A 22,856-nucleotide genomic window follows, 5' to 3' on the forward strand; every position below is an offset into this window, starting at 1 on the left:
GGCGGGGGGCTGTCTGCCCCCCGCACCCCCCGAAGGTATTTTCGTCAGAATGAAGGGCGCGGGGGCTCTTCACGCCGTTGGATTACAGATCCATCAGCAGGCGGCGCGGATCCTCGAGGGCTTCCTTGACGCGGACGAGGAAGGTCACGGCGCCTTTGCCGTCGACGATGCGGTGGTCATACGACAGGGCGAGGTACATCATCGGGCGGATGACGACCTGACCGTTGATGGCCATCGGACGGTCCTGAATCTTGTGCATGCCGAGGATGCCCGACTGCGGAGGGTTCAGGATTGGCGAGGACATCAGCGAGCCGTAGACGCCGCCGTTCGAGATGGTGAACGAACCACCCTGCATTTCGGTCATCGAGAGCTTGCCGTCACGGGCGCGGGCGCCTTTTTCTGCAATCGCCTTTTCGATCTCGGCGAAGGACATCTGGTCGGCATCCATGATAACCGGAACAACGAGGCCGGTCGGGGTGCCTGCGGCGATGCCCATGTTGACATAGTTCTTGTAGACGATGTCGGTGCCGTCGATTTCGGCGTTTACTTCCGGGACTTCCTTCAGCGCGTGAATACATGCCTTGGTGAAGAAGGACATGAAGCCGAGCTTGACGCCGTGCTTTTTGAAGAACAGGTCTTTGTATTCGTTCCGCAGGGCCATCACCTCGGTCATGTCCACCTCGTTGTAGGTGGTGAGCATGGCGGCGGTGTTCTGGCTGTCCTTCAGACGCTTGGCGATGGTCTGGCGCAGACGGGTCATCTTCACGCGTTCTTCGCGCGATGCCTGATCGGCCGCAACCGGTGCACGCGGCGCAGCAGCCGGAGCCGGTGCAGCGGCTTTGGGTGCGTTGATCGCGTTCAGCACGTCTTCTTTCATGATGCGGCCGTCTTTGCCGGAGCCTTTGACGTCGGCGGGCGAGACATTGTTTTCGGCCATCAGCTTTTTGGCGGACGGGGCGTCTTCGGTGTCTTTACCGCCCGAGGACTGCGGAGCGGCGGCCGGAGCAGCCGGAGCCGGAGCGGCTTCGGACGCGGGAGCGGCAGCAGCGCCTTCGCCTTCGGTCAGGGTCGCGAGAAGGGCGTCGACACCAACGGTTTCGCCTTCGGCGGCGACGATTTCACCCAGAGTACCGGCGGTGGGCGACGGGACTTCGACGGTGACTTTGTCGGTTTCGAGTTCACACAGCATTTCGTCGACAGCGACTTTATCGCCCGGCTTCTTGAACCAGGTTGCGACGGTGGCCTCGGTGACGCTCTCACCCAGGGTGGGCACGCGGACTTCGATGCTCATGGTTTATTTCCCTTCGATGGTCAGGGCCTCGTTAACGAGGGCTTCCTGTTGAGCTTTGTGTTGCGAGGCCAGGCCCGTTGCGGGCGAAGCCGATGCGGCGCGGCCGACGTAGACCGGACGCTTGTGAGTGGCGTTGATGCGGGTCAGCACCCATTCGATGTTCGGTTCGATGAACGACCAAGCACCCTGGTTGCGCGGCTCTTCCTGACACCAGACCATTTCGGCGCCTTTGAAGCGCTCGAGCTCGGCGATCAGCGACTGGGCAGGGAACGGGTAGAACTGTTCCAGACGCATCAGGTAGACATCGGTGATGCCGCGGGCGTCACGCTCTTCGAGGAGGTCGTAGTAGACCTTGCCCGAGCACATGACGACGCGCTTGATCTTGTCGTCGGCGACCAGCTTGGTGTCCGAGTGACCGCGTTCCGCGTCATCCCACAGGATGCGGTGGAAGGACGAACCGGTGGTGAAGTCCTCGGCGTCCGAGATGCAGAGCTTGTGGCGCAGCAGCGACTTCGGCGTCATCAGCACCAGCGGCTTGCGGTAGTTGCGGTGCATCTGGCGGCGCAGGATGTGGAAGTAGTTGGCCGGAGTCGAGCAGTTCGCAACGATCCAGTTGTCACCACCGCACATCTGCAGGAAGCGCTCGAGGCGGGCGGAGGAGTGCTCCGGCCCCTGACCTTCGAAGCCGTGCGGCAGAAGGCAGACGAGGCCCGACATACGCAGCCACTTGCTTTCGCCCGACGAGATGAACTGGTCGAACATGATCTGGGCGCCGTTGGCAAAGTCGCCGAACTGGGCTTCCCACATGACAAGCGCATTCGGTTCGGCCAGCGAGTAGCCGTATTCGAAGCCAAGTACCGCGTATTCCGACAGCATCGAGTCGATGACTTCGTAATGAGCCTGACCCTCGCGGATGTTATTCAGCGGGTAGTAGCGGTCTTCGGTCTTCTGGTCGATCAGGCCCGAGTGACGCTGCGAGAACGTACCGCGGGTGGCGTCCTGACCCGAAAGACGGACGGGGTAGCCTTCGAGCTGGAGCGAACCGAAGGCCATCGCCTCGGCGGTTGCCCAGTCGTAGCCCTGACCGGTTTCGAACATCTTCGCTTTGTTTTCCAGCTGGCGGGCAACGGTGCGGTGGATGTTGAAGTCTTCGGGGTAAGAGGACAGTGCCTTACCGATTTCCTGAAGGGTCTTTTCTTCAATCGCGGTTTTGCCGCGCTGGTACTTGCCCTCTTTTTCGCGGTCCATGTGGGACCAGCGACCGTCGAGCCAGTCAGCCTTGTTCGGCTTGTATTCCTTGGCCGCCTCGAACTCGTCGTTCAGGTTCGCTTGGAACTGGGCCTTCATGTCTTCGATCTCGCCCTCGGGGATGAGACCGTCGGCAACCAGACGTTCGGTGTAAAGCTGGAGCGTCGTCTTGTGACGCTTGATGTTGTTGTACATCGCCGGGTTGGTGAACATCGGCTCGTCGCCTTCGTTGTGACCGAAGCGGCGGTAGCAGAAGATGTCGATGACAACGTCTTTGTGGAACTTCTGGCGGAATTCGGTCGCGACCTTGGCGGCGTGGACAACAGCCTCCGGATCATCACCGTTCACGTGGAAGATCGGTGCTTCGACCATCAGCGCGATGTCGGTCGGGTAGGGCGACGAACGCGAGAAGTGCGGCGCGGTGGTGAAGCCGATCTGGTTGTTGACGACGATGTGGATCGTGCCGCCGGTGCGGTGACCTTTGAGGCCCGACAGACCGAAGCATTCCGCTACAACGCCCTGACCTGCAAAGGCGGCGTCGCCGTGCAGCAGGATCGGCAGAACGGTTTCGCGGGTCATGTCGTTGCGCTGGTCGGTCTTGGCGCGGGCCTTGCCGAGCACAACGGGGTTCACTGCTTCGAGGTGCGAGGGGTTCGCGGTCAGCGACAGGTGAACCTTGTTGCCGTCGAATTCGCGGTCGGATGAGGCACCGAGGTGGTACTTCACGTCGCCCGAACCATCGACGTCCTCGGGCTTGAACGAGCCGCCCTGGAATTCGTTGAAGATCGCGCGGTAGGGTTTGTTCATCACGTTGGCCAGAACCGACAGGCGGCCGCGGTGCGGCATACCGATAACGATGTCCTGAACGCCCAGAGCGCCGCCGCGTTTGATGATCTGTTCCATCGCGGGGATGAGAGCTTCACCACCGTCCAGACCGAAACGTTTCGTGCCCATGAACTTGACGTGGCAGAACTTCTCGAAGCCCTCAGCCTCTACGAGCTTGTTCAGGATCGCCTTGCGGCCGTTCTGGGTGAAGGTGATTTCCTTGCCGAAACCTTCGATGCGTTCCTTCAGCCAGCCGGCTTCCTCGGGGTTCGAGATGTGCATGTACTGGAGCGCGAAGGTGCCGCAGTAGGTGCGACGGACGATCGCCATGATCTCGTTCATCGTCGCGACTTCGAGGCCGAGCACGTTGTCGATGAAGATCGGGCGGTTCATGTCGGCATCGGTGAAGCCGTAGGTCTTCGGATCAAGCTCCGGATGCACGGTCTGATCGCGCATGTTCAGCGGATCGAGGTCGGCGATCAGGTGGCCACGGATACGGTAGGCGCGGATGATCATCAGCGCGCGCAGCGAGTCGGTCACGGCAGCGCGGACTTGCTCTTCCGAGATCTCGACGCCCTTTTCAGCGGCTTTCTTCTTGATCTTGTCGCCTGCGGCCTTGGTGTCTTCGGGCCACTGGCCGTCAAGCGCGGCAACGAGGTCTCCACCCGGAGCGGGCGGCCAGTCGTTGCGGGCCCACGACGGACCGGCTGCTTCGGCTTTGGCATCCGATGCGCTGTCGCCAAGGGCGGCGAAGAACTCGCGCCAAGTCTCGTCTACGGCGTTCGGGTTGTCGGAATATCGCGCGTAAAGCTGCTCGATATACTCGGCGTTATGCCCCTGCAGGAAGCTCGAAGCATGGAACTGGTCGTTAGGGCTTTGGTCGTTCATTTTGTGGCCTTTCCCTCAGGGCGGAATGGGCGGTTAGTTTAAAGGGTCACGGTATTCCGTGAAGCGGAGTTCGACGCTCGTGGCGGGGAGGCCAAGGTCGAGGTCGGGCGTATAAGCGATGATCGTGGCGCCGAAGTCGGCAATCTGCGAGCCGTCAACAGGGCTGACCTGCGCAAGCGGCGCATCACGTTCACCGCGGAAGGCGAGGATCTGGCCGAGGTCTTTCATCTTCGTTTCCGGCGTTTCGGTCAGGGCCATCAAGCCGGTGTCGCCGGAATAGTCATCCGGCCACATGATGAGGCACGAGCGGACCACCATATCGATGGAGTCACCGACGAACGGGCCACTCTCGCGTTCCTGCGTGGCGGCAGCGCCGGTCGGGTGCGTCCAGTAGATCGTCTCGCGAATGAAGCCGGGGAAGGGCTCAAAGGCTTCGGCGAAATCGCCGGCTTCGATGAATTCGATGATGTTGTCCGTGGACCACGTGTTGTTCACCACGCGGTGCGCTTCGGTCACTTTGGCCATCTCAGCCGTCGGTTCGTCTACCTGCGAGAAACCTGCGGCTTCCATCGCGGCGACCTGATCTTCGAACGGCTGGGAGATGTCCGAACAGATGCCGAACGGAGTTACGGTCTGGGCGTGAGAGGCGAGGGGGAGAACCACCATAGCCGACGCAAAAAACGCAGCTACCGAAAGACGGTATTGCGCAAGGTGCGGACCTGCCTGTTTTCGCGTGCTCTTCATCCGAGCGGACCTTTTTTAGCTCTGACAATCGGCCCCTGAACGGGCAATCCGATCTAACTATAGGGTTGCGGCCATCATTATCGACGCCCGCAACCTGATTTCTTACGACAATGGCGTGATGCCTATTAGCCGTTCTGGATCGCTTTCATCACGGCTTCGCCCAGAGTAGCGGGGCTGTCTGCAACTACGATACCGGCCGACTTCATGGCTTCGATCTTGTCTTCAGCGCCGCCTTTGCCGCCTGCAACGATCGCACCGGCGTGGCCCATGCGGCGTCCCGGAGGTGCGGTACGGCCAGCGATGAAGCCAGCGGTCGGCTTCCAACGGCCCTTCTTGCGCTGCTCGGCGAGGAACTCGGCTGCGTCTTCTTCAGCCGAACCACCGATTTCACCGATCATGATGATTGCTTCGGTTTCCGGATCGTCGAGGAACATGTCGAGGACGTCGATGTGCTCGGTGCCCTTGATCGGGTCGCCGCCGATGCCGACAGCAGTCGACTGGCCGAGGCCCATGTCGGTGGTCTGCTTCACAGCTTCGTAGGTCAGGGTGCCCGAACGGGACACAACGCCGACCTTGCCGCGCTTGTGGATGTGACCCGGCATGATGCCGATCTTGCAGGCGTCAGGGGTGATGACGCCCGGGCAGTTCGGGCCGATCAGGCGCGACTTGGAGTCGATCAGCGCGCGCTTCACCTTCATCATGTCGAGAACCGGAATGCCCTCGGTGATGCAGATGATCAGTTCCATTTCGGCGTCGATAGCTTCGAGGATCGAGTCAGCCGCGAAGGGCGGCGGGACGTAGATCACCGATGCGTTGGCTTCGGTCTTCGCCTTGGCTTCGTGAACCGAGTTGAAAACCGGCAGGCCGAGGTGATCCTGACCGCCCTTACCGGGGGTCACACCGCCAACCATCTTGGTGCCGTATGCGATTGCCTGTTCCGAGTGGAACGTACCCTGCGAGCCGGTGAAGCCCTGACAGATGACTTTGGTATTTTCGTCTACGAGGATTGCCATAATTCTTAGCCCTTCACCGCTTTAACGATTTTCTCTGCGCCGTCCGACAGGTTGTCGGCTGCGATGACGTTAAGGCCGGAGGTGTTGATGATCTCTTTGCCCTTCTCGACGTTGGTGCCTTCGAGGCGAACGACGAGCGGAACCTGAAGACCGACTTCCTTGACCGCAGCGACAACGCCCTCAGCGATGACGTCGCAACGCATGATGCCGCCGAAGATGTTGACGAGGATGCCTTTGACGTTCGGGTCAGAGGTGATGATCTTGAACGCTTCGGTCACTTTCTCTTTGGTGGCGCCGCCACCTACGTCGAGGAAGTTTGCCGGCTCTGCGCCGTAGAGCTTGATGATGTCCATGGTGGCCATAGCCAGACCAGCACCGTTCACCATACAGCCGATTTCACCGTCGAGAGCGATGTAGTTCAGGTCGTACTTGGACGCCTGAAGTTCCTTCGGGTCTTCTTCGGTTTCGTCGCGCAGTTCGGCGATGTCCGGCTGGCGGTAGATCGCGTTGCCGTCGAAGCCGAGCTTGGCGTCGAGGACCTTGAGCGAACCGTTGGTCATGACGATCAGCGGGTTGATCTCAAGCATCTCCATGTCTTTTTCCATGAAGGCTTTGTAGAGAATGCCCATCAGCTTGACGCATTCCTTGACCTGCGAACCTTCGAGGCCGAGGGCAAATGCGATGCGGCGGCCATGGTAGGCCTGGTAGCCGGTGGCCGGATCGACGGAGAACGAGAGGATTTTCTCGGGGGTCGACGCTGCAACTTCCTCGATGTCCATGCCGCCTTCGGTCGAGCAGACGAAGGAGACGCGCGACGATACGCGGTCGACCAGCAGGGCGAGGTACAGTTCGCGTTCGATGTCCGAACCGTCTTCGATGTAGATGCGGTTCACCTGCTTACCAGCCGGACCGGTCTGGTGGGTGACGAGGGTCTTGCCCAGCATCTTCTTGGCTTCTTCGGCGGCCTCTTCGACCGACTTGGCCAGGCGCACGCCGCCCTTTTCGCCAGCTTCGGCTTCCTTGAAGGAGCCTTTGCCGCGTCCACCTGCGTGGATCTGGGCTTTGACGACCCAAAGCGGACCGTCAAGTTCGCCTGCTGCCGCCTTGGCATTTTCGGCCTTCAGTACGGCACGGCCTTCCGAGACCGGAGCGCCGTAGCTGCGCAGGAGCGCCTTGGCCTGATATTCGTGAATGTTCATCGAGTAGTCCTCGCTGTGCTTCGCTTTGCACCCCACTAAGCACACTAAAACGGACCTTAGAACGACAAACTTAGCTGTTTGCGGTAAAACCCGACATTTGTGATCACAGTTTTTCTGGGTGTGATCACAAATTTCACTCGCCCTTGTTCTTTAGGATATAAAGAATCAAATCAGCGGTTGGGGCGGGCGATGAAAAGGACCTGACCTCGGGGCAACATCACGGGCTGTCCGGTGATGCTCCAGTCGGTTACGGACCCCAGATGGTCGATATCCGTTTCCAGAACATGATAGGGCGCACGGATGTCGTGTGTGACCACACCGTCAGGCTGACGATAGGGGCGCGTCGAAGCGACGGCATCGGGGGCCAGAAAGACGGTGAAGAGGAACTGCTCCAGCGCGGGAAAGCGGGACAGGTTCATAAGCGCGCGGCGCAGGAACGCGATCGGCAGGTGCGGGAAGACCGCGAAGGCGATGGCGTGGGTGATTTCGGCGGGGACGCGCGGAAAATCGAAGGTCGCGTCCTGAATCAGGTGGCTCTTGCGCAGCGCGGTGGGGTCTTCGAGTTCTTTCGCGTGACCCGCCAGCATGATGTCGCGGGAAAAGTCGGTCGCCCAGTAGTGGCCGCTTTCCAGATACGGGACCGCCTTGCAGCCGAGCCGCAGCGAGCCCGCACCGATATCGAGGAGATGGTGGTGAGGCAGCAGACCCGCCTCACGCAGGATGCCCATCTGGGCACGTCCGGTTTCATCCCAACGCCCGCCGACGATGTCGCGGTGCTTTCCGTCGGCGATGGCCCGATCATAGAAACCAGGCGTCTCGTAGGGCGAAACCGGCATTCGCGTCAGCCTTTGACAGCGCGTTGCGCGATGGTGAGGCAAAGCTCTGTCGCGCGGGCCATGTCCTGAACCGAAACCCATTCGAGCGGGCCGTGGATGTTCTGCATCCCCGTGAACAGGTTGGGGCAGGGGACGCCCATCTCGGTCAGGCGCGAGCCATCGGTGCCGCCGCGGATCGGAACGGATTTGGGATTGAGGCCCAATTCCTTCGCCGCTTCGGTCGCGAGGTTGACGGGCGTCATGTCCTTTTCCAACCAGTAGCGCATGTTGCGGTACTGGGGGCTGATTTCGCAAGTAATCTTGGCGCGGGGTTCGGTCGCGGCGACGGCGTTACACACGTCGCGGATCATCTGGCCCTTGGCCTCCAGTCCGTCGAGTTCGAAGTCGCGGATGATGACGCGGACGGTCATTTCCGAGCTACCGCCGTTCATATCGACCACATGGACGAAACCTTCGCGGCCCGAGGTCGTCTCGGGCGTCATCGCCCATTGCGGCAGGGTCTGCACGATCTTCGACGCGAGATGTGTGGCGTTGACCAGCTTGTCCTTGGAGAAACCGGGGTGGATCGAAACGCCGGTGACTCTGATCTCTGCACCGTCGGCAGAGAACGTCTCGAATTCGATCTCGCCAAGGCGACCGCCGTCGAAGGTATAGGCCCAATCGACGCCAAGTTCGTCGGGCAGGCGCGGATCGACGCCGCGACCGACTTCTTCATCGGGGGTGAAGGCCACGCGGATTTTGCCGTGCGGAATGTCCTTGTTTTCCAGCATGTGACGGGCGGCGGCCATGATGATGGCAACGCCGGCCTTATCGTCAGCGCCGAGCAGCGTGAGGCCCGACGCGGTGATCAGGTCGTCGCCGACTTTTTCGGCCAGATAAGGGAACTGGTCGGGCGACATCGACAGGTCGGGATTGTCGGGGAAAGTGATGGTGCCGCCGTTGTAGCCTTTGATCACACGAGGCTTCACGTTGGTCGCGTTGAACTGCGGCGCGGTGTCGACGTGCGCAAGGAAACCAATGGTCGGGCCTTCGGCTGTGGCGGGGATGGTCGCCAGCACGACGCCGTATTCGGTGATCGTCACGTCCTCTGCGCCGATTTCGGTCAGCTCGTCACGCAGCAGGTTTAGCATCCCGAACTGGATGTCGGTGGACGGCTGGGACATGCTGTCGATGTCGGACTGGCTATCAATTGCAGCATAGCGGCAAAGGCGGGTTTCGAGTTCGTCTGTAAAGTTCGTCATGGAAATCTCCTATTGCCCGAAGATCTGCGCCCGAGAGGCGCGTGTGTCAACGCAGGGCCTGCACATGTCCGTCTGCAAAAGCAAAAGGGCGACCCGTGGGCCGCCCTTCGTATTCGGTGCTGCGCGGCGATTAGGCCAGCGAGCTGTCGATCTGCTTGCAAGCGTCGACGAGGCCCTTAACGGCGTCGACCGACTTGTCGAACATGACCTGCTCTTCTTTGTTGAGCTTGATGTCGATGACTTTCTCAACGCCGTTGGCGCCGATGACGGTCGGAACGCCGACGTACATGCCTTTGACGCCGATTTCGCCGTCACAGTAGGCCGCGCACGGCAGAACGCGCTTCTGGTCGCGCAGGTAAGCTTCGGCCATTTCGATTGCCGAGGTCGCCGGAGCGTAGAAGGCCGAGCCGGTCTTCAGCAGGCCAACGATTTCTGCGCCGCCGTCACGGGTGCGCTGAACGATGGCGTCCAGTTTTTCCTGCGAGGTCCAGCCCATGTCGACGAGGTCCGGCAGCGGGATGCCGCCAACGGTGGAGTAGCGAACCGACGGAACCATGGTGTCGCCGTGGCCGCCCAGAACGAAGGCGGTGACGTCGCGCATCGACACGTTGAATTCGACCGAGAGGAAGTGACGGAAGCGAGCCGAGTCCAGAACGCCAGCCATGCCAACGACCTTGTTGGTCGGCAGACCCGAGAACTTCTGCAGAGCCCAGACCATCGCGTCGAGCGGGTTGGTGATGCAGATGACGAATGCGTCCGGAGCGTGGGCTTTGATGCCTTCGCCGACCGACTTCATGACTTTGAGGTTGATGCCCAGAAGGTCATCGCGCGACATGCCCGGCTTGCGCGGAACGCCAGCGGTTACGATGCAGACGTCAGCGCCAGCAATGTCAGCGTAGTCGGCGGTGCCTTTGAAGGAACCATCAAAACCTTCGGAAGGGCCCGATTCTGCAAGGTCGAGGGCTTTGCCCTGAGCCATGCCGTCGTTGAGGTCGAAGAGAACAACGTCACCGAGTTCTTTGATTGCGGCGAGGTGGGCGAGGGTGCCACCGATCTGACCGGCGCCGATGAGGGCAATCTTGGGTCGAGCCATGAATTCCGTCCTTAATTAAGGTTGAGGTCGGGGCATGGCGTAGCCCTTTCGTTGCGTGCAATCAAGTACACGAAGGGGTAAGGCGACATTGTTCCTATATCGCTTGGGGTGTTTGCGCTAAACTTGTGCATACAATTGCACACAATGGCGTTCCGCATGAGGTGTATCAGCGGTTCTGTGATTCTTTTTAAAGGTAAATTATGGACGGTACGGCATTTTGGATCGTCTCGGTCATCGCTGCGATCAGCGTCGGACTGAGTAAAGGGGGACTTGCCGCGCTGGGGACGATTGCCGTGCCTGTCATGGCTCTGGCGATTGATCCGGTCGTCGCTGCGGGCCTGCTTCTGCCGGTGTTCGTGGTGTCGGACATCTTCGGCGTGTGGACCTACCGCAAGCATTTCGACAAGCAGGTTCTCATCATATCCATCATCGGCGGAACAGTCGGCGTTGTGATCGGCGGCCTGCTGGCGTCGGTTGTGTCCGAGCATGTCGTGACGCTGTTCGTCGGCCTCATCGGTGTGCTGTTCGCCCTGAACTTCATCCTCAAACGCGGGGCAGAGGTCGAGGCGGAGCCGCTGAGTAAACCGAAGGGCTATTTCTGGACCGCCATTGCGGGCTTCACCAGCTTCGTCAGCCATTCGGGCGGTCCGCCGTATCAGATGTTCGTGCTGCCGCTGAAGCTGCCGAAGATGGTGTTTGCGGGCACTATCACGCTGGCCTTCGCCTACATCAACGCGATCAAGCTGATCCCCTACGCGATGCTAGGGCAGATCAACCTGCACAGCCTCGGCGTCAGTGCGATCCTGATGGTTCCTGCCGTGATCTCGGTCTTTGTCGGGGTGCGTTTGGTGAAAATCCTGCCGGACAAGATCTTCTACAACTTCGTCATCATCGCGCTGGGTATCGTGTCGCTCAAGCTCGTCTATGACGCCATCATGGCGATGATCTAAAGAAAAAGGGCCACCCCGAAGGGCGGCCCGAACTCTTTAGAAGAGCGCAAAGATTACATTGCGTCTTTTTCGTATTCCGGCATGGAGTTCAGCGCGTCTTCAGTGGTGTTCATGTACACCTTGATGTCTTCGCCGTCTTCCTGCTTAAGGATGGTCAGTTCGTCGTACGAAACTTCAACCGACTTTTCGCCGATGCCGAGGAAACCACCTACGTCCATGATAACAGCTTGGATCGAACCGTCTTCGTTCAGGATCAGGTCATCGATCGACGAAACGGTGTCGTTCTCGGCGTTCACAACATCAGCGTCGATCAGCTCTTCAGCCGAGAAGTCGCCGCCAGCCATAGAGATTTCGACCCAGCCGTCCATGTAGGCGTTGCCGGTCATCTCGGTGTCAGCAGCCATACCTACGGTGGCATCTTCTTCCGACATTTCTTCAGCCATGCCGTCCGGCATTGCGTCTGCTTCGGTGTCAGCGGTCAGGTCGGTGCCTGCTTCGGCGTCCATTTCGGTGTCGGACGACATTTCTTCGTCAGCGCCCATTTCATCGCCCATGCCTTCTTCGGTCGACATCTCGGTGTCGGTCTCGGCATCAGCGCTCATCTCGGTCGAAGCACCAGCTTCAGCATCCATGTTTTCAGTATCGGCCGAAGTGTCCATGTCAGTCGACATTTCGGTCGATGCTGCGGTGTCGTTGGTCACGGCGGTGGTGTCGTCTTGTGCAATCGCCGGTACTGCGAGAACAAGTGCAGCGGCGGTGGTCATAAGAAGCTTTTTCATAGTGACATTCCTTTAAACTCAAGGGGCGGCGCTGTGCCGCTTTGTACCGAGAAAAGCGATGGCGGAATGCTTTGGTTGCATATCAAATTTGATTTAATGCACGGAACTTTCAACCGCAGATGGCGTTCACGCGCGCTTCCTTAATATACCTTTCCTGACATCGGTGCTGCGTTGCGGCAATTTTTGCGTTGAAGTATTTGTGCGCATTTGTTCTGTTGCGAGCAACAAAGTTGCGAGGTAGAATCAAATGATCGATCGTCCGTTCCGTTCCGCCCTCTATATCCCCGGCTCGAAGGAGCGTGCGCTGGAAAAAGCGCGCAACCTTCCCGTCGATGCAATCCTGTTCGACCTCGAAGATGCGGTTTCGCCGGACGAGAAAGTCGCCGCGCGCCATACACTGAAGGAGGCGCTCTATCAGGGCGGCTACGGCAATCGCTATTGCGTCGTGCGGATCAACGGCCTCGATACCGAATGGGGCAGGGACGATGCGACCGAAGTGGTGGAGATGGACTGCGACGCCGTCCTGCTGCCCAAGGTCAACAGCCCCGCCGACCTCGACGCGCTGGCGGAGATCACGGGCGATCTGCCGATCTGGGCTATGATTGAAACCCCGCTGGGGATCATCAACGCCGCCGCCATCGCCGCGCATCCGAAGCTTGAGGGCTTTGTGATGGGTACCAACGACCTCGCCAAGGATCTGAATACGCGCAAAGGCCAGAACCGCGAGCCGCTGCTCTACGCGCTGGAAGCCGCGCTGCTCGCCGCCCGTGCTTATGGTAAGGTCATCGTCGACGGCGTCTACAACGCATTCAAGGACGAAGAGGGCCTAAAAGCCGAATGCGAGCAGGGGCGCGATATGGGTTTCGACGGCAAAACCCTTATCCATCCTGCCCAGGTCGATATCGCGAATGCAGCGTTTGCACCCAGCGAGGCCGAGGTCGACCTCGCCAACCGACAGATCGCGGCGTTCGAAAAAGCGACTACGAACGGCCAAGGCGTTGCCGTTGTTGACGGAAAGATCGTTGAAAACTTGCATATCGTCACCGCACGGGCAACACTGTCCAAGGTTGCTGCAATCGCAGCACTGGACCATTGATCGGGTCCGTGATTCCCAATTTCAGGGGGCGGCATGCTGTTACTCATTCTCGGGCTTCTTTTGTGGAGCCTATCGCACATGCTGCGCCGCATCGCGCCGACCTATCGCGCGGAGCTGGGAAAGCGGGGCTACCGCATGGTCGCGATCGCGTCGGGCGTCGGGATCGTGCTGATGATCTTCGGCTACCGCGCGTGGGACTCCGGTCAACTCTGGTATCCGCCTGCGGGCATGCGTCACGTCAACAACCTGCTGATGTTGATCGCGATCTATCTGTTCGCCGCCTCGGGTATGAAGACATGGGTCGCGCGCCGCTTCCGTCACCCGATGCTGACGGGCGTCATCGTCTGGGCCGTTGCGCACCTTCTGGTCAACGGAGACTGGGCGTCGGTCGTGCTGTTCGGCGGAATGCTGGTCTGGGCACTGCTGGAAATGGCGCTGATCAACCGCGACGAACCGCAGTGGGTTCCGCCGACGGGTGGCTCTGCTGGCAAGGAAATCGGCGCGATCGTGGGGGCCGTGGTTGTCCTCGGCGTAATCGGCTATATCCACGGTATGCTGGGCTACTGGCCCTTCGGCTGATGCGTCCCGTGGTGGGGCGCGGCCCTACCAAGGATGTATCGCGATGAAAGCCTACCGCTTCCTCTCCGAGGACGACACTTCTCAATTCTGCCACAAGGTTTCCGAAGCTCTCGCGAAGGGCTGGGAGCTTTATGGCGAGCCTACCTACGCTTTCGATGCGAGCCGCGGCGTGATGCGCTGCGGGCAAGCCGTCGTGAAAGTGGTGGAGGGCGAATATTCACCTGACATCAAACTGGGACAGCTATGACAAAAACCAATCCGGGACGTTTTTTCGAAGACTATCAGGTCGGGCAGGTCATCCGCCACGCAGTGCCGCGCACCATCGCAGAAGGGGAGCGGGCGCTGTATCACGCGCTCTATCCGGCGCGTCACGCGCTGTACTCCTCGGACGTATTTGCGGGGGATTGCGGGCTTGAAGGATCGCCAGTCGATGATCTGCTGGCATTCCATGTTGTCTTTGGCAAAACCGTTCCGGATGTGTCGCTGAACGCGGTCGCGAACCTTGGCTATGCCGAGGGTCGCTGGCTGAAACCGGTCTATCCGGGCGATACGCTCCGCTCGGAGAGCGAGGTCATCGGCATCAAGCAGAATTCGAACGGCAAAACCGGCGTGGTCTACGTGCGTACGCGCGGTTTCAACCAGACCGATGAAGTTGTTATGGAGTACGTGCGCTGGGTGATGGTGCGTAAACGGGACGTCGAGGCGCCCGCGCCACAAACCGTGCTGCCGGATTTGAAAAGTGCTCTTTCGGTGGAAGATCTGGTCATTCCAGAGAGCCTGACGTTCGAAAATTACGATTTTGAGCTGGCGGGCGAGCCGCACCGTTGGGGCGATTACGCGGTCGGAGAGGTGATTGACCACGTCGATGGCGTCACCGTGGAGGAGGCGGAGCACATGCTCGCCACCCGTCTGTGGCAGAATACCGCGAAGGTGCACTTCGACCTGACCTTCCGCCCCGAAGGTCGTTTGATTTACGGTGGTCACGTGATTTCCATGGCGCGCGCGCTGTCGTTTAATGGCCTCGCCAACGCGCAAATGATCGTTGGCCTGAATGGCGGAGCTCACGCGAACCCGTGTTTCTCGGGCGATACGATCAAGGCGTGGTCGGAAGTGCTGGATAAGGCCGAGACCGACGTCCCCGGAGTGGGTGCGATCCGTCTGCGCCTCGTCGCGACCAAGGGCGGTACGGCTGGCGAGCTGAAGGGCAAGGATGGCAAGTACCTTCCCACGGTGCTGCTCGACCTCGATTACTGGGCGCTGATGCCGATTTAAGGTCGGAAAAACGACGACTTGCATCGCGGATACGGCGCGAGTCGTTTTGTTATTGTGACTAAATCAGTCAGGAAATATTTTGTGATCACACATGCAAAACGTGTGATCACAAATGCGGTTGTTACCGCTAAATGGTGCAATTTTTGTCGCATATCCCTGTTAGGATAGCGTGACAGTGCCGTTAAATGCGCTAGAAGAATACCGATGGCCCGCACCCGACTGCGGTGCAATGGCCGAACCGAAAAAGGGGATCGTCATGGCTGGAGAAACCAAGGGCGTCGAACGTCCGCTTTCGCCGCACCTGCAAATCTATCGCTGGCAAGTCCCGATGCTGACGTCGATCCTGACGCGCGTCACGGGTAACGCCCTGATCGTTACGTCCGTTCTGGTCATCTGGTGGCTCGGCGCCGCTGCGACTGGCGAAGAGTATTTCAATACCGTCAACGGCATCATGACTTCGTTCATCGGTGACATCGTTATGACGCTGTCGGTACTGGGCGTCTGGTATCACTTCCTCGCCGGTCTGCGTCACCTCTATTATGACGCGGGCAAAGGTCTCGACATTCCGACCGCTGAGAAGCTGGGTTGGGCCTGTCTGATCGGCTCGGTCGTGCTGACCATTCTTACCGTCATTATCGTCTGAGGGGCTGAACATGCGTTATATCACTGATCGCAAGCGCGCCGTCGGCAAAGGCGCCGCAGGTTCGGGTACCGGACACCACTGGTACATGCAGGTCAGCGCCGCCGGCCTCGCATTCATCGTGCCGACCTTCATCTATATCTTCGGCAAGGCGCTGGGCAGCGACTACGCGACCGTCCTCGAGACGTTCTCGCATCCAATCCCCGCTATTGTGACCGGCCTGATGATCATCTTCGGTCTGCACCACTTCAACCGCGGTTTCGAGACCCTGATGCAGGACTACGCCCGCGGCCACACTCTGAAAATCTCCATCATCCTGATGACCGTATTTACCTACGGCCTGATGGCAACGGGCCTGTTCTCGCTCGCGAAACTGGCTCTGTAAGGAATAGGACCGATGGCAGCAGCTTACGAATACGAAGTTCACGAATACGACGTGGTCGTTGTCGGCGCCGGTGGCGCTGGCCTCCGCGCGACCCTCGGCATGGCCGAGCAGGGCCTGCGCACCGCGTGTATCTCCAAGGTTTTCCCGACCCGCTCGCACACCGTCGCGGCGCAGGGCGGCATTGCGGCATCGCTGGGCAACATGGGCCCCGATAGCTGGCAATGGCACATGTACGACACCGTAAAAGGGTCGGACTGGCTCGGTGATACCGATGCAATGGAATACCTCGCCCGCGAGGCCCCCAAGGCCGTTTACGAACTGGAGCACTACGGCGTTCCGTTCTCGCGTACCGAGGAAGGCAAGATCTACCAGCGTCCGTTCGGTGGCCACACCACCGAGTTCGGCGAAGGCCCGCCCGTACAGCGTACCTGCGCAGCCGCCGACCGTACCGGCCACGCGATCCTGCACACTCTTTATGGCCAGTCGCTGAAGCAGCAGGCAGAATTCTACATCGAATACTTCGCCATCGACCTCATCATGAGCGACGACGGCGTTTGCACCGGTGTTGTCTGCTGGAAGCTCGACGATGGCACCATGCACGTCTTCAACGCCAAGATGGTCGTTCTGGCCACCGGCGGTTATGGCCGTGCGTATTTCTCGGCGACTTCGGCCCACACCTGCACCGGTGACGGTGGCGGTATGGTTGCCCGTGCCGGCCTCGCACTTCAGGACATGGAATTCGTTCAGTTCCACCCGACCGGCATCTACGGTTCGGGCTGTCTGATCACCGAGGGCGCACGCGGCGAGGGTGGTTATCTGACCAACTCCGAAGGCGAGCGCTTCATGGAGCGTTATGCGCCGCACTATAAAGACCTCGCGCCGCGTGACTACGTGTCCCGCTGTATGACGATGGAAATCCGCGAAGGCCGCGGCGTGGGCAAGGATGGCGATCACATCCACCTGCACCTCAACCACCTTCCGGCGGAAGCTCTGGCAGAACGCCTGCCGGGTATTTCGGAGTCGGCAAAGATCTTTGCGGGCGTCGACGTCACCAAAGAGCCGATCCCGGTTCTGCCGACCGTTCACTACAACATGGGCGGCATTCCGACCAACTACTGGGGCGAAGTGCTGAACCCTACCGCCGACAACCCGACCGCTACGGTTCCGGGCCTGATGGCTGTCGGCGAAGCTGGCTGTGCTTCGGTCCACGGTGCGAACCGTCTGGGTTCGAACTCGCTGATCGACCTCGTGGTCTTTGGCCGCGCTGCTGCGATCCGCGCCGGTCAGGTTGTCGACCCGACCAAGGCCAACCCAACGCTCAACAAGGCCGCTGTCCAGAAGGCGTTCGACCGTTTCGACGGCCTGCGCTACGCACAGGGCGGCACGCCTACCGCAGAACTGCGTCTCGAGATGCAGAAGACCATGCAGCGTGACGCTGCCGTCTTCCGTACTGCCGAGACCATGAAGGACGGCGTCGAGGCGATGACTGCTATCGCGGGCAAGCTGAACGATCTGCACGTCACCGATACCTCGCTGGTATGGAACTCCGACCTGATGGAGACGCTGGAGCTGACGAACCTCATGCCGAACGCTCTGGCCACCATCGTTGGTGCCGAAGCCCGTCACGAGTCGCGCGGTGCCCACGCTCACGAGGATCACCCGACCCGTGACGACGAAAACTGGCGCGTCCACTCGGTCATGCGTGTCGATGGCAACAACGTCGATCTGACTTACCGGCCGGTCATCGTTGATCCGCTCACCACCGAAGGTGAGGGCGGTATCAGCCTCGAGACCATCGCTCCGAAGGCACGTACCTTCTGATGAAGTATGCGGCGCTTGCACTTCTGCTGGCGCTTGCCGCCTGCGGGCCTGTCTCTCCGGAGCGGGCTGCGCAGGTTTGCGAAGAAAAGGCCCGCCTTGCGCAAGGACCCACCGGCTCGGTCACGATCGGTAGCAACTCGCGCTCCGGCAGCTATGTCAGTGGAGAGGTCGGCATTTCGCTCGACTCCTTTTCCGGCAAGGACCCGATGGTCGTGTACGAACGCTGTGTCGTCGACATGACCGGTCAGGGTCCAATTCGGATGCCAGCATTGCGGAGCTAAAGGAACGTTATGATGAAGAAACTCGCAGCACTCAGCATTGCCCTTCTGGCCGCCGCCGGATGTGATATGCGCCAGATCGAAGAGGCCGCCGGCAATGCGACCGTGCAGTCTGCCGAAGCTGTCGTTGTGCCGATCGTCATGCAGACCACACTTCCGACGGGTCAGACGATCCCGTCCACTATTGCGACCGCTGTTGCCGGTTGCATTGTTACCTCCGCCAGCGACACCGAACTGGCCGCGCTTGCAGGCGCTGCCATCACGGGGCCGACGGCCGACACGCGTTACATCGTGTCCAATATCCTTAACCGTCCAGAGACGACCGGATGCGCGGCTGCCGCGCTTTCCGGCAACTGAACAAGTGGCAGGAGCCTGAACCATGGTCCAATTCTCCCTTCCCAAGAACAGCCGCATGACGGTGGGCAAGACCTGGCCCAAGCCTGAAGGCGCGACCAACGTCCGCAAGTTCCAGATCTACCGCTGGAACCCCGATGACGGGAAGAACCCCGCGATCGACACCTACTTCGTCGACATGGACGATTGCGGTCCGATGGTTCTCGACGCTCTCATTTACATCAAAAACAAGGTCGACCCGACCCTGACGTTCCGCCGTTCGTGCCGTGAAGGCATCTGCGGTTCGTGCGCGATGAACATCGACGGTCGCAACACGCTGGCCTGTATCTATGGTCTCGACGAGATCAAGGGCGACGTGAAGATCTACCCGCTGCCGCACATGCCGGTGGTCAAAGACCTCATCCCCGACCTCACCCACTTCTACGCGCAGCACGCGTCGATCATGCCGTGGCTGGAAACCAAGACGAACCGTCCCGAAAAGGAATGGCGTCAGTCGATTGAGGACCGCAAAAAGCTCGACGGTCTGTATGAGTGCGTGATGTGCGCCTCGTGCTCGACCTCGTGCCCGAGCTACTGGTGGAACAGCGACAAGTACCTCGGCCCGGCCGCGCTGTTGCACGCCTACCGCTGGATCATCGACAGCCGCGACGAAGCCACCGGCGAGCGTCTGGACGATCTGGAAGATCCGTTCAAGCTGTACCGCTGCCACACCATCATGAACTGCGCCAAGACCTGCCCGAAGGGTCTGAACCCCGCAGAGGCAATCGCCAACATCAAGAAGATGATGGTCGAGCGTCAGGTCTGATCCAGCATCGGAATTCAACCAAAAGCCCCGCAATTGCGGGGCTTTTTGCTTTGACGGGGGTGCATGGCGACTATGCCCGAATGGCCGTTTCACGCGGCGGGGGAGGGGACTATCTGAACGGCCATGGGAGGGGAAAATAGGAGACCCCGAAATGACCGCTGCTGTCGCTAAGAAAGAAGAAACCAAAGACGTCGCAAACGCTGCCGATCTGTTTGCTTATTACGAGCCGGAAACTCCGGTCCAAGCAAATACCAATGATCGTCCGCTTTCTGCTCTGGAGCAGATGTACGCGTATTACGACTGATTTCAGGTTTCTGTCTGATGCAAGCCCCGCTGTTTGAGCGGGGCTTTGTCGTTTCAGGCGAATGCGGCGCTCAGAGCGACTTCGACCATATCGCCAAAGCTCTGCTCGCGCTGTTCGCTCGGAAGGGCCTCGCCCGTTTTCAGGTGATCGCTGACGGTCAGCACCGAAAGTGCGCGGACGCCATAGCGGGCGGCGAGGATATAGAGCTCCGCCGTTTCCATTTCGACAGCGAGGATGCCGTGACGCTCCATCTGTTCGTTCAGATCGGGGCGCTCGTCATAGAACGTGTCCGACGAATAGATGCCGCCAATATGCGTTTTCGCGTCCAGCTTTTCGGCGGCCTTGGCGGCAGCGGAAAGCAGCGACCAATCGGCGGTCGGTGCGAAATTCAGTTCGCGAAAAATGGTGGAGGAGGGCGTCGCAATCGTGCTCGCCGTCATCGCGATAATCACATCGCGAATGCCAACGTGGTCTTGCATCCCGCCGCAAGATCCGATGCGAATGAGGGTCTTCGCACCGAAATCGCGGATCAATTCGTTCACATAAATGGACAGCGAGGGCATCCCCATTCCCGAGCCCTGAAACGTGACGCGATTGCCGTTCCAGTCACCGGTAAACCCGAGCATTCCGCGGGTGCGGTTTACTTCTTTAACATTTGTAAGAAACTTCTCGGCAGCCCATTTCGCGCGGAGCGGGTCGCCCGGCAGCAAAACGGTTTCAGCGATGTCGCCGATTTCTGCACCAATATGTACAGTCATTTGTTGTCCTGTGCGATTTTGCAGAGAAATTCCCTGCGTGGGTTTGAAATAAAAAAAGGGCGGCAGTGCCACCCTTTTCAATCAGATCGCGAAAGTTGCGATGTCGACGCCGTTATCTTCGGCATCTTTGACCCACTGGGGTTTGCGACCCCGGCCCGACCAGGTCTGGTTAGCGTCATCGGGGTTGCGGTATTTCGCAGCTGCTTTCGCTTTTGTCTTCGGCGAAGCATTTGCCAGTTCAGTCAGCGAGAAACCGTATTCACGCGCGGCCTTTTCAGCAGCTTCCCTTGCTACCTGAAATTCGCGGGCGCCAACACGATCAAGTGCTTTTTCCACGTCGGCCTTCAGCTTGGTCAGCTCGGCACGCGACATGGAGTCAAGATCGATATCCATTTCCATCTCCTTTGGATTGGCCAAAATTGCCAATTGGATTTGAAAATGCACAGATTGAATTTGATTGGCAATGCCGAATTAGAACTTTTGTCTTATTCTGCGGCTATTTCCTTAGGCTCAACCAATAGAGCAATGTCTTTCATGATCCGGTTCAGTTCGAAATCCTTCGGCGTGTAAACCTGCGCCACACCCATTTCGCGCAATTTCTGGGCATCGTCTTCGGGAATAATTCCGCCCGCAATTACCGGGATATGAGCCAGATTTACATCTTTGAGTTTCTGAAGAACTTCCGCGATCAACGGCAGGTGGGATCCGGACAGAATTGAAAGTCCTATAACGTGCGCATTGTCGCGCTGTGCGGCCTCAACAATTTCATCAGGTGTGAGGCGAATGCCTTCGTAAGTGATATCCATTCCGCAGTCGCGCGCGCGGGCCGCAATTTGTTCGGCGCCGTTCGAATGCCCATCAAGTCCGGGCTTGCCGACAATGAATTTCAGCGGTCGGCCGAGTTTTGCGGAAACATTGGCGACGAGATCACGAATTTCTTCGAGGCCCTCGGTCTGGTTGGACGGGTTTTTCGAAACGCCGGTCGGGGCGCGATATTGACCAAAGGTCTGGCGGATCGCCTCGGCCCACTCGCCAGTCGTCACGCCTGCCTTCGCAGCGGCAATAGACGGGACCATGATGTTCGAGCCATCACGCGCGGCGGCGGACAGATCGGCGAGGGCTTTGGCAACTGCCTCGGCATCGCGGCCCGTCCTCCATTCGTTCAGTCGCGCGATCTGTTCCTGCTCGACGGCGGGGTCGACGACCATAATGCTGTCCTCGCCCGAGGTGAGCGGGGAGGGCTCGCCCTGCTGCCATTTGTTCACGCCCACGACGGTGGTCTCGCCGCCCTCGATATTGCTGATGCGGCGGGCGTTGGATTCGACGAGGCGGCCTTTCATGTACTCGATAGCCTGCACCGCGCCGCCCATCCCGTCGATGGTCGCGAGCTCTTCGCGGGCACCAGCTTTCAGCTCGGCAACCTTGCGATCGACGGCGGGGTTATTGTCGAAGAGGTCGTCGTATTCCAGCAAGTCGGTCTCATAGGCCATGATCTGCTGCATCCGGAGCGACCACTGCTGGTCCCACGGACGGGGCAGGCCGAGCGCTTCGTTCCACGCGGGGAGCTGAACAGCGCGGGCGCGGGCGTTTTTCGACAGGGTGACGGCCAGCATCTCGATCAGGATGCGGTAGACGTTGTTTTCGGGTTGCTGTTCGGTCAGGCCAAGGCTGTTGACCTGTACGCCATAGCGGAAGCGGCGCATCTTGGGGTCTTCGACTCCGTAGCGTTCCTGACAAATCTCGTCCCATAGCTCCACAAACGCGCGCATCTTGCACATCTCGGTCACGAAGCGGATACCCGCGTTCACGAAGAACGAAATTCGGCCGACCATGGCGGGGAATTGCTCTGCGGGGACTTTGCCCTTGAGGTCGTCCAGAACGGCGGTCGCGGTAGCCAGCGCAAAGGCCAATTCTTCCTCGGGCGTCGCGCCGGCCTCTTGCAGGTGGTAGGAGCACACGTTCATCGGGTTCCACTTGGGAAGGTGCTCGCGCGTGTAGGCGGCGACGTCGGTGATCATGCGCAGCGAAGGCTTGGGCGGGCAGATATAGGTGCCGCGCGACAGGTATTCCTTGATGATGTCGTTCTGCACGGTGCCTTGCAGTTGGGACACGTCGGCTCCCTGTTCCTCGGCCACGGCGATGTAGAGCGAGAGCAGCCAAGGCGCGGTCGCGTTGATCGTCATCGAGGTGTTCATCTGCTCGAGCGGAATCTCGTCAAAGAGCGCACGCATGTCGCCGAGGTGGCAAACAGGAACGCCGACCTTGCCGACTTCACCGCGCGCGAGGCGATGATCGGAGTCGTAACCCGTCTGGGTGGGCAGGTCGAAAGCCACGGAAAGGCCGGTCTGACCCTTGGCGAGGTTCGCACGGTAGAGTGCGTTCGATGCCTTGGCGGTGGAGTGGCCCGCATAGGTGCGGAACAGCCACGGACGGTCTTTCTGCGATTGCGACATTATC

24 protein-coding genes are annotated in these 22,856 nt (G+C 59.7%); 12 read left to right on the forward strand and 12 right to left on the reverse strand.

Annotated elements, in window-relative coordinates; translation table 11 throughout:
- Positions 1-82: 82 nt before the first annotated feature.
- From odhB to mdh, 8 genes are all read right to left on the reverse strand, one after another.
- On the reverse strand, positions 83-1,291 hold the full coding sequence (odhB, locus tag HCZ30_RS06575; protein WP_167637481.1) for a 2-oxoglutarate dehydrogenase complex dihydrolipoyllysine-residue succinyltransferase: 1,209 nt from the start codon (positions 1,289-1,291) through the stop codon (positions 83-85).
- 3 nt (positions 1,292-1,294) lie between these two features.
- Complete coding sequence (locus HCZ30_RS06580; RefSeq protein WP_167637482.1) at positions 1,295-4,252, reverse strand: 2-oxoglutarate dehydrogenase E1 component; 2,958 nt, start codon at positions 4,250-4,252, stop codon at positions 1,295-1,297.
- A gap of 33 nt (positions 4,253-4,285) precedes the next feature.
- Complete coding sequence (locus HCZ30_RS06585) at positions 4,286-4,996, reverse strand: hypothetical protein (protein WP_167637483.1); 711 nt, start codon at positions 4,994-4,996, stop codon at positions 4,286-4,288.
- A 125-nt stretch (positions 4,997-5,121) separates the two neighbouring features.
- Positions 5,122-6,009, reverse strand: a complete 888-nt coding sequence (gene sucD / locus HCZ30_RS06590) for a succinate--CoA ligase subunit alpha (protein ID WP_167637484.1) — start codon at positions 6,007-6,009, stop codon at positions 5,122-5,124.
- A 5-nt stretch (positions 6,010-6,014) separates the two neighbouring features.
- Positions 6,015-7,208, reverse strand: a complete 1,194-nt coding sequence (sucC, locus tag HCZ30_RS06595) for an ADP-forming succinate--CoA ligase subunit beta (RefSeq protein WP_167637485.1) — start codon at positions 7,206-7,208, stop codon at positions 6,015-6,017.
- A gap of 170 nt (positions 7,209-7,378) precedes the next feature.
- Positions 7,379-8,044, reverse strand: a complete 666-nt coding sequence (locus tag HCZ30_RS06600) for a class I SAM-dependent methyltransferase (protein ID WP_167637486.1) — start codon at positions 8,042-8,044, stop codon at positions 7,379-7,381.
- A 5-nt stretch (positions 8,045-8,049) separates the two neighbouring features.
- Positions 8,050-9,285 (reverse strand): peptidase T, encoded by a 1,236-nt coding sequence (gene pepT, locus HCZ30_RS06605; RefSeq protein ID WP_167637487.1) that lies wholly within the window; start codon positions 9,283-9,285, stop codon positions 8,050-8,052.
- Between the two features lie 130 nt (positions 9,286-9,415).
- Positions 9,416-10,378, reverse strand: a complete 963-nt coding sequence (gene mdh / locus HCZ30_RS06610) for a malate dehydrogenase (RefSeq protein WP_167637488.1) — start codon at positions 10,376-10,378, stop codon at positions 9,416-9,418.
- A gap of 200 nt (positions 10,379-10,578) precedes the next feature.
- Between mdh and HCZ30_RS06615 the strand changes: the two genes are divergently transcribed.
- Positions 10,579-11,328: a sulfite exporter TauE/SafE family protein gene (locus HCZ30_RS06615; protein ID WP_167637489.1), complete on the forward strand. Its 750-nt coding sequence runs from the start codon at positions 10,579-10,581 to the stop codon at positions 11,326-11,328.
- Between the two features lie 53 nt (positions 11,329-11,381).
- Here the strand turns inward: HCZ30_RS06615 and HCZ30_RS06620 are convergent, their stop codons facing one another.
- The gene (locus tag HCZ30_RS06620; protein WP_167637490.1) at positions 11,382-12,107 is read right to left on the reverse strand and encodes a PRC-barrel domain-containing protein; all 726 of its coding nucleotides are present in this window, start codon (positions 12,105-12,107) and stop codon (positions 11,382-11,384) included.
- 247 nt (positions 12,108-12,354) lie between these two features.
- On the opposite strand from HCZ30_RS06620, the gene HCZ30_RS06625 reads away from it, so the two are divergent.
- From HCZ30_RS06625 to HCZ30_RS06675, 11 genes are all read left to right on the forward strand, one after another.
- Positions 12,355-13,203 carry an HpcH/HpaI aldolase/citrate lyase family protein gene (locus HCZ30_RS06625; RefSeq protein WP_167637491.1) on the forward strand — a complete coding sequence of 283 codons (849 nt, stop codon included), beginning with the start codon at positions 12,355-12,357 and terminating at the stop codon, positions 13,201-13,203.
- Between the two features lie 33 nt (positions 13,204-13,236).
- Positions 13,237-13,782, forward strand: a complete 546-nt coding sequence (locus HCZ30_RS06630) for an NnrU family protein (protein ID WP_167637492.1) — start codon at positions 13,237-13,239, stop codon at positions 13,780-13,782.
- Positions 13,783-13,825: 43 nt separating this feature from the next.
- The gene (locus HCZ30_RS06635; RefSeq protein ID WP_167637493.1) at positions 13,826-14,029 is read left to right on the forward strand and encodes a DUF1737 domain-containing protein; all 204 of its coding nucleotides are present in this window, start codon (positions 13,826-13,828) and stop codon (positions 14,027-14,029) included.
- Positions 14,026-15,054: a MaoC family dehydratase gene (locus HCZ30_RS06640; RefSeq protein ID WP_167637494.1), complete on the forward strand. Its 1,029-nt coding sequence runs from the start codon at positions 14,026-14,028 to the stop codon at positions 15,052-15,054. Before HCZ30_RS06635 ends, HCZ30_RS06640 begins: the two co-directional genes overlap by 4 nt.
- 256 nt (positions 15,055-15,310) lie before the next feature.
- On the forward strand, positions 15,311-15,697 hold the full coding sequence (gene sdhC / locus HCZ30_RS06645) for a succinate dehydrogenase, cytochrome b556 subunit (protein ID WP_167637495.1): 387 nt from the start codon (positions 15,311-15,313) through the stop codon (positions 15,695-15,697).
- Positions 15,698-15,707: 10 nt separating this feature from the next.
- Positions 15,708-16,079 carry a succinate dehydrogenase, hydrophobic membrane anchor protein gene (gene sdhD, locus HCZ30_RS06650; RefSeq protein ID WP_167637496.1) on the forward strand — a complete coding sequence of 124 codons (372 nt, stop codon included), beginning with the start codon at positions 15,708-15,710 and terminating at the stop codon, positions 16,077-16,079.
- Between the two features lie 12 nt (positions 16,080-16,091).
- Positions 16,092-17,900 (forward strand): succinate dehydrogenase flavoprotein subunit, encoded by a 1,809-nt coding sequence (gene sdhA / locus HCZ30_RS06655; RefSeq protein ID WP_167637497.1) that lies wholly within the window; start codon positions 16,092-16,094, stop codon positions 17,898-17,900.
- The gene (locus HCZ30_RS06660) at positions 17,900-18,181 is read left to right on the forward strand and encodes a hypothetical protein (RefSeq protein WP_167637498.1); all 282 of its coding nucleotides are present in this window, start codon (positions 17,900-17,902) and stop codon (positions 18,179-18,181) included. Before sdhA ends, HCZ30_RS06660 begins: the two co-directional genes overlap by 1 nt.
- Before the next feature lie 12 nt (positions 18,182-18,193).
- Positions 18,194-18,535, forward strand: coding sequence for a hypothetical protein (locus tag HCZ30_RS06665; RefSeq protein ID WP_167637499.1), 342 nt, complete (start codon positions 18,194-18,196; stop codon positions 18,533-18,535).
- A gap of 22 nt (positions 18,536-18,557) precedes the next feature.
- Positions 18,558-19,337, forward strand: a complete 780-nt coding sequence (locus tag HCZ30_RS06670; protein ID WP_167637500.1) for a succinate dehydrogenase iron-sulfur subunit — start codon at positions 18,558-18,560, stop codon at positions 19,335-19,337.
- Positions 19,338-19,488: 151 nt separating this feature from the next.
- Complete coding sequence (locus HCZ30_RS06675; protein WP_167637501.1) at positions 19,489-19,641, forward strand: hypothetical protein; 153 nt, start codon at positions 19,489-19,491, stop codon at positions 19,639-19,641.
- Between the two features lie 53 nt (positions 19,642-19,694).
- Here the strand turns inward: HCZ30_RS06675 and deoD are convergent, their stop codons facing one another.
- From deoD to HCZ30_RS06690, 3 genes are all read right to left on the reverse strand, one after another.
- The gene (gene deoD, locus HCZ30_RS06680) at positions 19,695-20,399 is read right to left on the reverse strand and encodes a purine-nucleoside phosphorylase (RefSeq protein ID WP_167637502.1); all 705 of its coding nucleotides are present in this window, start codon (positions 20,397-20,399) and stop codon (positions 19,695-19,697) included.
- An 81-nt stretch (positions 20,400-20,480) separates the two neighbouring features.
- A complete protein-coding gene (locus HCZ30_RS06685; protein WP_167637503.1) occupies positions 20,481-20,792 on the reverse strand; it encodes an H-NS family nucleoid-associated regulatory protein in 312 nt (103 codons plus the stop codon).
- 92 nt (positions 20,793-20,884) lie between these two features.
- Positions 20,885-22,852 carry a protein meaA gene (locus HCZ30_RS06690; protein ID WP_167637504.1) on the reverse strand — a complete coding sequence of 656 codons (1,968 nt, stop codon included), beginning with the start codon at positions 22,850-22,852 and terminating at the stop codon, positions 20,885-20,887.
- Between the last annotated feature and the right edge of the window lie 4 nt (positions 22,853-22,856).

The organism is Marivivens donghaensis (genome assembly GCF_011806565.1).
GTDB lineage: Bacteria > Pseudomonadota > Alphaproteobacteria > Rhodobacterales > Rhodobacteraceae > Marivivens > Marivivens donghaensis_A.